We start from the raw sequence: 13,636 nt of genomic DNA on the forward strand, positions 1-13,636 counted from the left end.
TTAAAAAGGTTTCATTTATTATAAAAAAATTTACTAAGGACTAACTCATCCATTTTGGCGGAGTATTTTTATCCCAATAAATCGAACCTAGTTCATGATGTGAATGAAATTGATCATGATAGGTATGATAATGAAAATTAAACCAGTATCCTGCTTGCGGAGGATTATCGCGTCTTACATGGAAACGAATAATATCTTTCCCAGAAACACTATCTTTTATATTAAAAATTTTTTCAGAAAGGCCAGCGCCCGGCTGCTCAGTAATCGAAAGATTCTTGACATCATCCTCTGGAAATTGTGAAGCTGTTTGTTCCATTGCCTTTTCAATATTCGGTAAAATTACTTCTCGGAACTCATTTTCGATGACAGGCTTTATTCTAGTCCCAAATTTTTGATAGGATTGCATTTCTGCCTGTTTAATTAGTTCCTGCATAAATTCTTCTCTATTAAACTCTGTTTCTATTACATAACTATTTGCTTGGACAATACTTCGATCCTGAGCTTGGGTTTCGAAAACGTCCCTATCGTTAATTTTTTCTGCATTCGCTTGATTGATTAGTTGTGATGGAGTTACCAGACCAAATGTTAAAATGGATATGGTAACAAAAAGTGATTTACGCAGCCACTTGTTCATTTTCGGTTCACACCTTTATATTAAAAGATTTCTGAAGTTAAGTTCCTTAAAAATAATTATACTTCTTTTTTGGGTAAAATGGAAAAAAACTGAAAGAAAGAGCTTTCAGTTTTTTTCGATCACACCAAAGTGAAACTTTGCGGTTTTTCGGCGCATCACTTCAAATCCATATTTTTCAAAGCGAACACTCTTGTAATGGTCTTTTAATACCACTCTTAATTTCGCTACTCTGATCGCTTCGTTCATCAGCTCATCCGTCAAATCATCATGAATAGCTAGTTGGCCTAAAGCTTTAATCCCATCCGATTCAAGGATCGTTTCTTCAAACATGGGATCAAAATAGACACAATCAACAGATGAATCAGCTTGGCTTTTTAAATATTCGGAAGCTTCCTTATGGAGAACATGAACCCGTTTCATGGCCTTATTCATGTAGGGAAGACCAGAGTCCCAGGTCTCGAGTCCCTTTTGAACCATGAAAGCCAAATATTTCTGACCCTCTATACCGGTTACCTTCCCTTCCTTGCCGACGAGGAAGCTTGCAACAATTGCATCTGAAGCGATACCAAGGGTACAGTCAAGTACCGTCATGCCTCTTGCTAGTTTTGCCGCATTGGCAAATGGGTCACTTTCTCCATTTATCAACCGCTTAATCCGAAACATCGCTGAATTAGGATGAAAGAAAAATGGCTGAACACTTTTTAGCTTAAAAAGCTCTAATCGTTCTTTCCCCACCACAATACAGCCGCTTTCAGCCTGTTGTTGAATAAGCTTTAATGATTTCTTATTTCGCGGAAGATAAGGAACCTGCAAATACTCCGCAAGTTCTAGTGCGTGCTTTATCATCCCTGGGGTTGTTCTCCCTGCTGTTGTTATAAACATATTAACCTCTCTTCCTCCAAAATAAAAAAAAGGATGTCTACTGACATCCCGTTTAGCAATGAGCTTCAAATGCGCCCAATAGGTTTTGCATGACCGCTTCCATCGGCATGCCTTCAATATCATGTCTAGGAATAAAATGTACCACCTGTTTATCTTTTAGTAATGCCATTGATGGTGATGAAGGTTCGATTCCTTCAAAGTACTCACGCATTTTAGCGGTCGCTTCTTTATCTTGTCCAGCAAACACGGTAACTAAATGACCTGGTTTTTTCTCGCTATTTAACACAGCTTGGGTTGCTGCAGGCCGTGCTAAGCCAGCGGCACATCCGCATACGGAATTGACGACAACCAGTGTTGTACCGGTTGTTTTTTCTATAAAATCTTCGACTTCTTCCGCTGTTTTTAGTTCATCAAAACCTGCTCTCGTTAACTCTTCCCGCATAGGTAATACCATTTGTTTCATATATTCTTCGTAAGCATTTGACATCTGCATTCACTCCATTTCTTCTCCTTATAGAATACTATAATCATGACTAATTTACAAAATTACTGGTCAGAATTTCGTGCTTCCGTCATCTGTTTCCAGACAGAGCCTTTCGCTTCTTCTCCGCCTTCAATTCTTTCAATCGCCATTTTGATTTGCAAGCTGACTTCAAATTCAGGGTCATTTTCGGCTTTTTTAAGGGCGGGAAGGGAATTTTCATCTCCAGCTTCATAGAGAAACATGGCTGCCCTCCAACGCACAAGCTTGCTTTTATCCGTCAATGCTTTTGCCATTTCCTCAGCTGCCTCTGGAAAGCCTAAATCGGATAAGCAATCACCTGCTGTTCTGCGCACGGTTACAGTTTTATCTTTTAATGCAGTATAGAGTAGCGGCAGAACTTCCCGCTCCTTGATCATACCAAGATATACAGTCGCTAGTCTTCGTATGGAGGGCTTCTCATCTTGTAATGCTTTTTTTAGCATAGGTAAATCATCGAGCTCAGGGTCATCCATTTGTTCTAGCAGCTGATAGCGTAACTGCCAGTCAGGATTGTTTAAATCCTCAATCGTTACTTTACTACGGGTTTGCATTGCTTTGAAAGTAATTGGTGTATCGGCATTTTGCGCTTTGGAAACAAGTGCTTCTAATCGATTTTTTGGATAGGCGGCAATCAGTTCCTCAACTATCTCTTGACCAATCTGATCAAAATCCCCATAGCGGACGCCTTGATTTTGCCATTTACGCAAAAGGATGTAATTATCTTCAGGCAGCTGCGCCCGTTCCCTTGCTTGTAAAAAATAATCTGGCATTCCAAACCTTCGTTCCGTGGAACTATCAGTCAATTTAACTTGAAGAGGAATGTCTTTAAACATTTGAATTTCTACCTTAATTTCTCCAAAATGCTCATCTAGCTTGTTTAAATTAGCAGTCTCCTCTGTTTTTTCACCAAACGCCTGGCGGACTTGAGGTAATAAATCCTTCCAATCATATTTGGCATTACGCTCGACTGCGAGAAAATCAGCAACATGGTAGACCCCTTTAATCCCCTCAATTTGTAAGATAGCTTGAATAATAAGGGGTGCGTCTGTAAATGTTTCTTTTTTATAATTATGACTTTTGCCCATTGGAAGTTCTTGATCTAATATGATTTTCATTGTATTTGGACTTGGCGTTGGTTCAATCGCCTTTATATTCAATACAATCACCTATTTCCTCTATTATCTTTTTACAAGTTTAACATAATGTCAATATTCTATTCATTCGATTTGCTTTCATAAAAAAGGAGGACGTCATCAAGACGTACCCTCCTACTCTTGTTCGGCTATTTCGGCTAAATAGGACCAGCGTTCAATTAAATACTCAAGCTTTTCGTTTAATTCTTTTTCTTGTTTCATTAATTCTTGTGCTTTTGTGAAATCACTGCCTGTCTTAGCCATTTCAGCGCCCACTTCTTCGAGTTTTGCCTCCGTATTGGCAATCACCTCGTCAATTTCTTCCCATTCTTTTTTCTCCTTAAACGTTAACCGTTTCTTTTTTTCTTTTTCTTGAGCTTTAGAGGTAGAAATTGGCTTGGTTGCTGTTTTCTGTCCTTGAAGATCATTTTCTTTTTCAAGATATTCGCTGTAATTACCATAGAACGAGTCGATTTTCCCTTCTCCACGAAGAACGAGCAGCTGTTCTGCCACTTTGTCAAGAAAATAGCGATCATGGGAGACAGTAATCACAACACCTGGGAAATCTTCGAGATAATCCTCTAGGACCGTTAGGGTTTGTGTATCTAAGTCATTAGTAGGCTCGTCCAGCAAAAGGACATTAGGTGCCATCATTAATAGCTTTAAAAGGTAAAGACGCCGTTTTTCTCCACCGGATAATTTCCGAATCGGTGTACCATGAGTAAAGGGAGGAAAAAGAAAACGTTCAAGCATTTGTGCAGCGGAAAGGGTCTTACCATCCGAAGTCTCTACGACCTCAGCTGTCTCTTTAATATATTCAATCATCCGCTTATTTTCATCCATATCCTCGCTTTCCTGGGTATAATAGCTGAGCTTCACCGTTTGCCCAATGATAAAATCACCCTCATCCAGCGGCAGCTTCTGCGCTAATATATTTAATAAGGTCGATTTCCCGGCACCGTTTTTACCGATGATTCCAATCCGGTCTCCCGGCTTTACCAATAAATCAAAATGATTTAAAATGACTTTTTGCTCATAGCGTTTCGATGCATCCTTTAACTCAAAAACCTGCTTGCCAAGACGGCTTCCATTTAATGATATATCCAATTTTTCGCCCGACGGCTTTCCGCTTGAAAGCTTATCATCGAGTACTTCAAAACGTTGAATTCTAGCTTTTTGTTTTGTTGATCTCGCCTTAGCACCACGTCTGATCCATTCCAGCTCTCTGCGAAATAGGTTTTTATTTTTTTCATAGGTTGCTGCTTCGTTTTCCTCACGAATCGCTTTAGCTTCCAAAAAGGAAGCATAGTTTCCTTTATAACTGTAGAGATTGCCGCCATCTAATTCAAACATTCGGTTGGCAACCCGGTCTAAAAAGTATCGGTCATGCGTAACAAGCAAGATCGAACCATTATACCTGCTTAAGTAATCTTCCAGCCATTTAACAGAATCAAAATCCAAATGGTTAGTCGGTTCATCAAGTATTAATAAATCCGGCTCAGCAATTAATACTTGCGCAAGAGCGACCCGTTTTTTTTGTCCCCCGGAAAGTTCACCAATTTTCTTCGTAAAATCCTCAATCCCTAATTTCATTAAAATGGACTTAGCATTTGTGCTGGCATCCCAGGCATCTAATGCATCCATTTGCCTTTGTAATTGAAATAGCTCTTCTTGTACCTTTGGCTCATTTGGCGAACTATTCAATTTTAATAGAGTCTGTTCGTATCCGCGCATCAATTTTAGGATCGGTGCATCGCCTCGGAAAACCTGTTCCAGCACTGTTTTATCTGAATCTAATTCGGGCTGCTGGTCTAAAAATGAGATGGAATAATCTTTTGGAGAGACAATTTTTCCATCGTCAGGTGCATCTAATCCTGCAATGATCTTTAATAAGGAGGACTTACCCGTACCATTTATGCCAATTAATCCGACGCGCTCCTTTTCACTAATTGTAAAAGTAATATGGTCAAAGAGCTGTTTCTCACCATATGTTTTTGAAACATTTTCTACTGTGAACATCTTCATAAATCTTGTCCATCCCATTCTTGATAAAATTGTTCTAAAAAGTTAAGCATCATTTGCTGACGCTTCTCTGCCATTTTTCTTGCTGTATCTGTATTTAATAAATCCTTTAATTTCAATAATTTTTCATAAAAATGATGAATACTAGTTGATTTTCCTTTTCGATACTCTTCTAGGGTCATTTCTGCCCTTACTTGAACTTCCGGGTCATAGATGGACTGCCCTTTTTTACCTCCATAAGCGAATGCTCTTGCAATCCCAATCGCCCCAATGGCATCTAAACGGTCAGCATCTTGTACTATTTTTGCTTCCATTGTTTTAAGCTTCGTTTTCTGGCCTCCTTTATATGAAATGGAGTGGATGATTTCCTCGATGTGACCTTTGGCTTCATCGGTAATCATTATTTTATTTAAAAAGGAATCCAGTTTAGCTCTGCCCTGTTCGATTGTTGTGTTTAATTTTTCGTCAGGAATATCATGGAGGAGCGCAGCCAATTCAATAATAAACGGGTCTCCTGTTTTTTCATGCTTGCAGATATGTAAGGCATTACGCCGGACACGGTCGACATGATACCAATCATGTCCAGTAGCATCTTCACCCAGTTCATTACGGACAAACATTTCCGCTTGTTCAATTAATAAGACCTTCACTATCAAGCACCTGCCTTCACCTTTGTTATTTTAACATGAATGGCAAACAAAAAATAACCCCGATGTTTCAGGGTTATTTTTTGTTTGCCTGACGGCCGCTTTTTTTCTGACTTTGTGATTTATTGTTGCCAATTTGAAACTCACTGCCTAATTCAACATCATTGCTAATATCCTGCTTTTCAATTTGTTCTCTTGTCTGATTGGCATTTTGTCTTCCTTGCTTACTCACGTGAACACCCCCTACTCATGATGACTGACTATCTTAGTATGTACAATTTGGGGTGTCGTTATTTTAATCCATTAAACCAACTAATTCCAAGGGTGTTTTCGCCAGCATGAACGCCAATGACAGCACCTAATGGACAGCTAAGAATCTTAACTTTAGGATAATCCGACTGAAGTTCAAGCTGCCAAGCTTTGGCTTGTTCGTCATGTAATCCATACAATAGGTATACCTCTTTAAACTGGTTTTGCTCATAGGCAAATCGAAAATAATCAAAAATTTTTTCTTTCGCCTTTTTCTCTCCTCTAACTTTTTCTTTCACGCGGAGTGCACCAGCTTCAAATGAAATAATCGGTTTAACATGAAGCATGCTTCCTAGAAAAAATTGCAGTCCGGTCATTCTCCCGCCTCGATGCAGCTGCTCTAAACTTCCTACAAGTACATAAGTCTCGCATGTGTCACGCAGGTGTTCAAGTTTTTCTATCATCGAGTCAATACGATGTCCAGTCTCTACGAGTTCCATCCCCTTTTTGATTAATACAGACATTGGATAAGTAAGGATGTGCGAATCAAAAATAGTTACCGGAATATCGACAAGGGAGGCGGCCTGCTTACTCGAGGAGACCGTTCCGCTAAGCTTTCCTGAAACGAGAATGGTTACAATTTGATCATATTCTTTTGATAATTTTTCATATAAGGATTGAAAAGAACCAATCGATGGCTGTGAGGTTAACGGCGGGCTTTTTAATTCCTTTAATCGGTCAAATAACTCGTTTGGGGTTAAGTCTACTCCATCAGAATATTCTACCCCATCCAGTAGTACGGTTAAAGGGATCGTATATAAATCTGGATGGTTTCGTAACTCATCATCTAAATAGGCTGTACTATCGGTTACCCATGCAGTCTTAACCAAAGTCATCTCCCCTTATGATTAGTATGAGGTCATAATATCACATTACCTTAACTGTACATTTTAAATTGAATATTGTAAATATTATAACAATAAAAATAACCAGCTGCGTTTTGCTGGTTATTTTTATAATGAATTCTCTAATTATCAAACTGCACGAGGGTGGTAATCATAAAGTCAATCATCTCAACTAAATCTTCCATATGGTCCTCGGTAATCAGCCGTCCGAATTCCACGATAAGAATGGTTATACTTTTTTTGTCTCCGTCTAAAGGGTGATTTTGACTAACAAGTGATATGTCTCGAGATTCTCCCCATATATCGAGAAGGACGTTTTTTAGTAAAACATAATCAGGAGCTTTTTCCTGTTCAAGTAAAAATTCTAGTCTCACATAGCATCCAGCGAGTTGTTCGGTTTGAACCGATGGCAAAAGCTCGGCTGCTAGATTGATCAATGGCGAATTTAATTCCACTTTAGCGATACTTATCCCATCCTGTAATCGAAAGGATAAATCAAAGAGGCGGGACATTTTGGCTAAATTGATGACATCATTTCGGTCAGTAATGATAATGTCGCCATCTATGTCTCGATCATACAGGGCCCCTTCTATCACTACTTTCATATTGTCAAAGGCTGTTGGGTCAAACATTGCGTTGTCAACTCCTTTAAAAAAGCCCTAGAGCATTCCCTTGATCATCCACATCCATCGTTAAAGCTGCGGGCTTTTTAGGAAGTCCCGGCATGGTCATGACATCACCCGTTAATGCCACGATAAAGCCTGCTCCGATAGACGGCTTTAGTTCCCGTATTGTTACAATAAAGTCGGTTGGCCTGCCAAGCTTAGAAGGATCATCCGAAAGTGAATATTGTGACTTAGCCATGCAAACTGGTAAATGAGACCAGCCGAATCTTTCAAAATCAACTAATTGTTTTTTCGCTTTTGGTAAAAATTCTACGTCCTTCCCACCGTAAACAGTTTTGACAATGGTTCTAATTTTTTGTTCCATTGAATCAGAGAGTTCATATAGCGGGTGAAAATGATTTTCCTCTTTTTCCATGACTTTTAAGAGTGTTTGTGCTAATTCAACACCGCCTTCGCCGCCTTTTTCCCATACTTCTGCTAAGGCACAAGGCACATTTTTCCGTTCACACCAGTCAAGCAATGCTTGAACCTCTAAACTTGTATCCGTAATAAATTTATTGATGGCAACCACGAGCGGAAGACCAAAACTTTTGATTGTTTCGATGTGTTTCTGTAAATTTTCAAAGCCGCGCGAAAGAGCTGGGATATTCTCACTTGCCAAATCCTTTTTTTCTACACCACCATGCATTTTCAAAGCACGAATCGTTGCTACTACCACAACCGCTTCAGGTTTAATTCCGGCACTTCTTGATTTAATATGTAAAAATTTCTCTGCTCCTAAATCGGCCCCAAAGCCGCCTTCGGTGATAACATAATCTGCTAACTTTTGTGCTGCTTTTGTGGCAATGACACTATTGCAGCCATGTGCGATATTGGCGAACGGTCCACCGTGAATAAGCGCTGGTGTATGCTCAATGGTTTGGACAAGATTAGGTTTAACAGCGTCTTTTAACAATAAAGCTAATGCCCCTTCAACAGCTAGATCCCCTACTGTAATAGGTTCTTTATTAACATTATAGGCAACAACCATTCGCGATAGTCGTAATTTTAAATCCTTTAAGTCCGTTGCTAAACATAGGACGGCCATAATTTCAGAGGCAACTGTAATATCGAAACCATCTTCGCGGGGAACTCCCTGAAGCGGTCCGCCAAGTCCAATAATCACTTTTCTTAAGGCTCGATCATTTAAGTCCAATGCCCGTTTCCAAACTATTCTGCGCTGATCTATATTCAACTGATTGCCTTGCTGCAGATGGTTATCGATTAATGCAGCCAGAGCATTGTTTGCTGTTGTAATGGCGTGAATGTCTCCAGTAAAATGGAGATTAATGTCCTCCATCGGAAGAACTTGAGAATAACCGCCGCCAGTTGCCCCGCCTTTTATTCCCATCGTTGGTCCAAGCGAAGGCTCACGCATTGCAATCATTACCTTTTTACCAAGTCTAGTAAAGGCATCACCAAGACCAACTGTAACAGTAGATTTCCCTTCACCAGCCGGAGTTGGATTAATGGATGTCACAAGTATAATCTTGCCTTCTTTATTTGTTTGGATTTTATTTAGTGCCTCATTGGAAATTTTCGCTTTAAATTTCCCGTAAAGCTCTAAATCATTTTCTGCCAGACCAACTTTCTCTCCAATCTCGACAATCGGTTTCATTTTGGATGCTTGTGCAATTTCAATGTCTGACTTCACTGAAGATTTCATCGTCACGTATATCCCCCGCATTAAGCATGTATTTTTCATTGCGTTTCCATTGTATCAAAAAAGGTTTTTTAATTCCGATGATTATTATATCGAAATTAGTACCTTTCCTGAATTTATAATAATGTTTATAATGTAATTATCGAATTTTTTTAATATTCAAAGACTCTATCGGTGCAGGTTATTAATAAATACCTTGTATATTTGTGGATTTTAGAAAGGGGACGGTCACTTGCCTATTAACATACCAAAGCAATTGCCTGCAAGAGAGATACTTGAGCAGGAAAATATTTTTATTATGGATGATGAGAGGGCAATCAGCCAAGATATCAGGCCTTTAAATATCTTAATATTAAATCTTATGCCTGAAAAAGAAAAAGCTGAAACGCAATTATTGAGATTATTAGGAAACTCACCTTTACAGGTGAATGTTAATTTTCTAAAAACCAATTCCTATGAATCAACTCATACTAGTAAACAGCATTTAGAGCAGTTTTACACCACTTTTCCAGAAATTAATAATTTAAAGTTTGACGGTATGATTATTACTGGAGCACCGGTAGAGTTATTAGAATTCGATCAAGTAAAATATTGGTCCGAACTAAAGGAAATCATGGATTGGGCCGATCAACATGTCACCTCTACCTTACACATTTGTTGGGGGGCACAGGCAGCACTTTACTATTATTATGGAATTGGTAAATTTGAGTTAGACCGGAAATGCTCGGGTATTTATCCTCATCAAATTTTTGAACAAAATGATCTATTGTTGAGAGGATTTGACGATCAATTTTATGCACCGCATTCACGTTATACCGATGTTGCCATTGATTCAATTATGAAAAATCCGGAATTAAAATTATTGGCTGCCTCAGAAGATGCGGGGGCGTTATTGATTTCTTCGAGGAATCGGAAGCATGTCATGGTTACCGGTCATTTGGAATATGACTCCGATTCATTAGCGCAGGAATATGAAAGAGACTTAAAGAAAGGTCTGGAGATTCATATGCCAGAAAATTACTTTCCTAACAATGACCCAACACAACCCCCAATCAATCGCTGGCGTTCACATGGTCACTTGTTCTTCTCTAATTGGCTAAATTATTATGTATATCAAGAAACTCCTTTTTCTTGGAGTTAAAAGCACCGGTTCCCGGTGTTTTTTTTATCATTGTAATTAGGGTTTATAAATTAGGCCAATGACCAATAATACATGGGAAAGGAGTGTTCCAATGGAAACTATTACTGCCGTCCATCGAAATCATTCTGGTGAGGTCATTAATTTTGTTACTTCCGAAGGCCGTGTCATATCGTATCGCAAAGCATTAATGGATGTAGAACAAGGTCTTATTCAAGGCATGCAGACATGTCAGGATACACATGGAAGATTGTTTCTCATTCCGGAATTTGAACAATCCTTTGACCATTTCCCAAATTTATTTTAAAAGCACCTAGCTTGATATCGCTAGGTGCTTTCGATTTACTATTTTAACATGAAAAATCCATTCTATTCATGTTCATTTAGTTTCTGAATTTCCTTTAATGCCTCAATTCTATTTTGGTCATCTTCAAAGAACTGAACAAGATCACCAATACGATCAATAGAGTCCCAGCTTAAATGATGCTCGATCCCTTCAACATCATGATAAATGTTTTCATCCTTTACCCCAATAATTTTGAGGAATTGTTCAAGTAGTTCATGTCTAAAAACTAGGCGTTTACCAACCTTATTACCCTTTGGGGTTAAGCTAAGTCCTCTGTATTTTTCATAAACTAAATATTCATCTTTATCAAGCTTTTGCACCATTTTGGTTACTGAGGAGGGATGGACAGACAGCGCTTCGGCAATATCCGATACCCGAGCGTATCCTTTTTCTTCGATCAAAATATATATTTGTTCAATATAATCTTCCATACTAGGTGTTGGCATCCCTTAACCTCCAAAAAAAATACTCTTCTAAAAGTTTACTATATTAAAAAATGAGTGACAAGGTTTTATAGCGGAAGGAATTATTTTACGGCAGTCTCCTCGAATAAAAACTTTATCCTTTTTTCCTGCTCATCAAGAAATAGCTTGGCATTGAAGGTTTTTTCTTTATTCGTAAATCCTTCAATAAGATCTGTTTTTTCACCGGACAGCAAAAGTTTTACATTTTTCTGAGTAATATTTTTGCCAAGGATTTTTTTTGATATCGTAAAGTTACACTGATTTTTTTTATAATTACTACAGCCATAAAAGGTGCCTTTATCGACGATATCTCCATCACATTTCTTACAAGGCCCAAGTTTCGTTGGCGTTCTTCTTTTTCCTTTTTGTTTTCCAGGAGTGAAGTTTTGCGTGAGATCATCAGAAAAAGCCCAGTTAACCGATTTATTCCTGCTAGATGAGATTAAATGGAGGACCATTTTTTTAGTTTGTTCCATAAAGTGCTTTGGTATGGCAGCTCCTTCCGATATTTCTTTTAGTTTTTGCTCCCACTTTGCTGTCATTTCGGGTGAAGCGAGAATTTCTTGACCAATCGCTTCGATCAGTATTTTCGCTTTAGCAGTTGCATAGACTACATTCTTTTTCACTTCAATGTATAAACGGTCCTTTAGCATGGTGATAATCCCGGCTCTTGTCGCTTCCGTCCCTAACCCTTCCGTTTTCGTAAGGATTTTTTCAAGTTCTTTATCATCTATATGTTTTCCAGCCGTTTTCATTAAGGTAATGAGCTGACCTTCTGTATAACGTTTTGGCGGCTGTGTTTGACTTTCTTTTACATCCACCTTAACAGTTTTCCCCTGCTCCCCTGCAGTTAGCACAGGCAATTCAGGCTCTTCCTCTCGTTCCTTTTGTTTTAAGACTTTTCGCCAGCCCTCTTCAAGCTGTACCTTTCCTTTAGAAATAAACGACGCCCTGCCATCGACCAGTGTGGTAACCGTAGTATATTCCGAAACAGACTTATTATAATGAGCGGCAATTAAACTCGTAACAATCAAATCATAAATTTTTCGTTCATCTGAACTAAGTCTATCTAAATATGGGATTTGTTCTGTCGGTATGATTGCATAGTGGTCAGTTACCTTTTTTTCATTTACATATCGTTTGTTATCTGCAATCGATGCAACCGGCAGCGGGAAATAACTTTCATACTCTTTTAGATGACTTAATCGATTTAATATATCAGGGAAAGTATGTGCCTCTTCTTTCGTTACATATCTCGAATCGGAGCGGGGATAGGAAACATACCCTTTTTGATAAAGTTTTTGCAGAATATCCAACGTGTTTTTGGGAGAGAATTTATACCGTTTATTGGCTTCAGCCTGTAAAGCTGAAAGATTATATAAGAGCGGTGGTAAAAATTCCTTTCTTTCGGAAAGGACTTCTGCTACTTCAGCTTGCTTGTCGCGGCAGAAGGCAGCTACTTTTTCTGCCATCTCCTTCGTCTTCACGCGAGTCTCACCATCGTTCTGCCATTTCCCATTGTACTTCTTCCCATTTATAGAAAAATGAGCGATGACCTCCCAAAACGGCTCGGATTTAAAACTTTCAATCTCTATTTCTCTTTTCACAATAAGAGCTAAGGTTGGAGTTTGGACCCTGCCAACAGAAAATACATCTGAGAATCCTTTTTGCTGAAGCAGCAAACTATAAAGCCTTGAACCATTCATTCCAACAATCCAATCCGCACATGCACGAGTATAGGCTTCAAAGTATAAGCTTTTTGTCTCCTGTTCGTCCAATAATTTGTTAAACCCTTCTCGGATAGCATTCGCTGTTAACGAGGAGATCCAAAGTCGTTTCATTGGTTTTTTGCAGTTTGTCATGCGCAGAATATTTCGGATAATTAATTCACCTTCACGCCCGGCATCACCAGCATGAATAATTTCCGTAACATTTGGATCAGATACTAGTTTCTTTATAACGGTAAATTGCTTTGCCTTATCTTTTGTTACCTCATATTGAAATTGATCAGGTATGATCGGCAGCGTGTCCAGAGACCATTTTTTCCAACCAGGTTCATACTTTTCAGGGGCGACAAGTTGACATAGATGCCCAATTGCCCACGTAACAAATGCACCATTCGGAAATGTTTCATTCGGAAATATTTCAATAAAGCCGCTTTGTTTTTTATGTTTAAATATAGAAGCTAAGGTTGAACCTTGATCGGGTTTTTCAGCAATAATTAATTTCATCTTAATTTGCTCCTTTTTAAAGCATCCCTGATTCATTTTCCCACTAAAAATCTATTTTTGTAAAGGTAATAAATAAAGGCAGAATTTAGTCAGTCCAAAAAAGCAAATACTTTTAGTGTTCTTACAAAAGACTG

At 38.6% G+C, this 13,636-nt stretch carries 14 protein-coding genes; 2 read left to right on the forward strand and 12 right to left on the reverse strand.

The window, feature by feature from the left end; all coding sequences use genetic code 11:
* Positions 1-40: 40 nt before the first annotated feature.
* The 10 genes from L1999_RS19855 to L1999_RS19900 form a co-directional block, all read right to left on the reverse strand.
* Positions 41-634 carry a YpjP family protein gene (locus tag L1999_RS19855; RefSeq protein ID WP_235740127.1) on the reverse strand — a complete coding sequence of 198 codons (594 nt, stop codon included), beginning with the start codon at positions 632-634 and terminating at the stop codon, positions 41-43.
* Between the two features lie 105 nt (positions 635-739).
* Complete coding sequence (locus L1999_RS19860; protein ID WP_235740128.1) at positions 740-1,516, reverse strand: class I SAM-dependent methyltransferase; 777 nt, start codon at positions 1,514-1,516, stop codon at positions 740-742.
* A gap of 52 nt (positions 1,517-1,568) precedes the next feature.
* On the reverse strand, positions 1,569-2,003 hold the full coding sequence (locus L1999_RS19865; protein WP_235740129.1) for a BrxA/BrxB family bacilliredoxin: 435 nt from the start codon (positions 2,001-2,003) through the stop codon (positions 1,569-1,571).
* 59 nt (positions 2,004-2,062) lie between these two features.
* Positions 2,063-3,196, reverse strand: a complete 1,134-nt coding sequence (locus tag L1999_RS19870) for a conserved virulence factor C family protein (protein ID WP_235744407.1) — start codon at positions 3,194-3,196, stop codon at positions 2,063-2,065.
* Between the two features lie 111 nt (positions 3,197-3,307).
* On the reverse strand, positions 3,308-5,197 hold the full coding sequence (locus L1999_RS19875) for an ABC-F family ATP-binding cassette domain-containing protein (RefSeq protein ID WP_235740130.1): 1,890 nt from the start codon (positions 5,195-5,197) through the stop codon (positions 3,308-3,310).
* Positions 5,194-5,814, reverse strand: a complete 621-nt coding sequence (locus L1999_RS19880) for an HD domain-containing protein (protein WP_235744408.1) — start codon at positions 5,812-5,814, stop codon at positions 5,194-5,196. The genes L1999_RS19875 and L1999_RS19880 overlap by 4 nt, the downstream gene beginning before the upstream one ends.
* A gap of 103 nt (positions 5,815-5,917) precedes the next feature.
* Entirely contained in the window at positions 5,918-6,073 is a 156-nt protein-coding gene (locus L1999_RS19885) for a hypothetical protein (protein ID WP_180960284.1), read from the reverse strand.
* Between the two features lie 58 nt (positions 6,074-6,131).
* The gene (locus L1999_RS19890) at positions 6,132-6,980 is read right to left on the reverse strand and encodes a DegV family protein (RefSeq protein ID WP_235740131.1); all 849 of its coding nucleotides are present in this window, start codon (positions 6,978-6,980) and stop codon (positions 6,132-6,134) included.
* 137 nt (positions 6,981-7,117) lie between these two features.
* Positions 7,118-7,627, reverse strand: coding sequence for a hypothetical protein (locus L1999_RS19895; protein ID WP_235740132.1), 510 nt, complete (start codon positions 7,625-7,627; stop codon positions 7,118-7,120).
* A 16-nt stretch (positions 7,628-7,643) separates the two neighbouring features.
* Complete coding sequence (locus tag L1999_RS19900) at positions 7,644-9,326, reverse strand: formate--tetrahydrofolate ligase (protein WP_430539981.1); 1,683 nt, start codon at positions 9,324-9,326, stop codon at positions 7,644-7,646.
* A gap of 229 nt (positions 9,327-9,555) precedes the next feature.
* Here L1999_RS19900 and metA point away from each other — a divergent pair, with 229 nt between their 5' ends.
* Both metA and L1999_RS19910 read left to right on the forward strand, forming a co-directional pair.
* Positions 9,556-10,464 carry a homoserine O-acetyltransferase MetA gene (metA, locus tag L1999_RS19905; protein ID WP_215043002.1) on the forward strand — a complete coding sequence of 303 codons (909 nt, stop codon included), beginning with the start codon at positions 9,556-9,558 and terminating at the stop codon, positions 10,462-10,464.
* A gap of 91 nt (positions 10,465-10,555) precedes the next feature.
* Positions 10,556-10,768, forward strand: a complete 213-nt coding sequence (locus L1999_RS19910; protein WP_235740134.1) for a DUF3892 domain-containing protein — start codon at positions 10,556-10,558, stop codon at positions 10,766-10,768.
* A gap of 62 nt (positions 10,769-10,830) precedes the next feature.
* On the opposite strand, the gene mntR is transcribed toward L1999_RS19910, so the two are convergent.
* Together mntR and L1999_RS19920 are read right to left on the reverse strand one after the other, a co-directional pair.
* Positions 10,831-11,253, reverse strand: a complete 423-nt coding sequence (gene mntR / locus L1999_RS19915) for a transcriptional regulator MntR (RefSeq protein WP_235740135.1) — start codon at positions 11,251-11,253, stop codon at positions 10,831-10,833.
* Between the two features lie 80 nt (positions 11,254-11,333).
* Entirely contained in the window at positions 11,334-13,502 is a 2,169-nt protein-coding gene (locus tag L1999_RS19920) for a DNA topoisomerase III (protein ID WP_235740136.1), read from the reverse strand.
* Positions 13,503-13,636: the final 134 nt, after the last annotated feature.

The sequence above is a fragment of the Neobacillus drentensis genome, assembly GCF_021560175.1.
Lineage (GTDB): Bacteria > Bacillota > Bacilli > Bacillales > Cytobacillaceae > Neobacillus > Neobacillus drentensis_A.

Excerpts from the sequence above, each read along its gene's own strand:
- L1999_RS19920 (WP_235740136.1), bottom strand. The coding sequence starts at position 13,502 with ATGAAATTAATTATTGCTGAAAAACCCGATCAAGGTTCAACCTTAGCT.
- L1999_RS19895 (WP_235740132.1), bottom strand. The coding sequence starts at position 7,627 with ATGTTTGACCCAACAGCCTTTGACAATATGAAAGTAGTGATAGAAGGG.
- L1999_RS19865 (WP_235740129.1), bottom strand. The coding sequence starts at position 2,003 with ATGTCAAATGCTTACGAAGAATATATGAAACAAATGGTATTACCTATG.
- L1999_RS19910 (WP_235740134.1), top strand. The coding sequence starts at position 10,556 with ATGGAAACTATTACTGCCGTCCATCGAAATCATTCTGGTGAGGTCATT.
- L1999_RS19900 (WP_430539981.1), bottom strand. The coding sequence starts at position 9,326 with ATGAAATCTTCAGTGAAGTCAGACATTGAAATTGCACAAGCATCCAAA.
- L1999_RS19875 (WP_235740130.1), bottom strand. The coding sequence starts at position 5,197 with ATGAAGATGTTCACAGTAGAAAATGTTTCAAAAACATATGGTGAGAAA.
- L1999_RS19880 (WP_235744408.1), bottom strand. The coding sequence starts at position 5,814 with ATGTTTGTCCGTAATGAACTGGGTGAAGATGCTACTGGACATGATTGG.
- mntR (WP_235740135.1), bottom strand. The coding sequence starts at position 11,253 with ATGCCAACACCTAGTATGGAAGATTATATTGAACAAATATATATTTTG.
- L1999_RS19855 (WP_235740127.1), bottom strand. The coding sequence starts at position 634 with ATGAACAAGTGGCTGCGTAAATCACTTTTTGTTACCATATCCATTTTA.
- L1999_RS19860 (WP_235740128.1), bottom strand. The coding sequence starts at position 1,516 with ATGTTTATAACAACAGCAGGGAGAACAACCCCAGGGATGATAAAGCAC.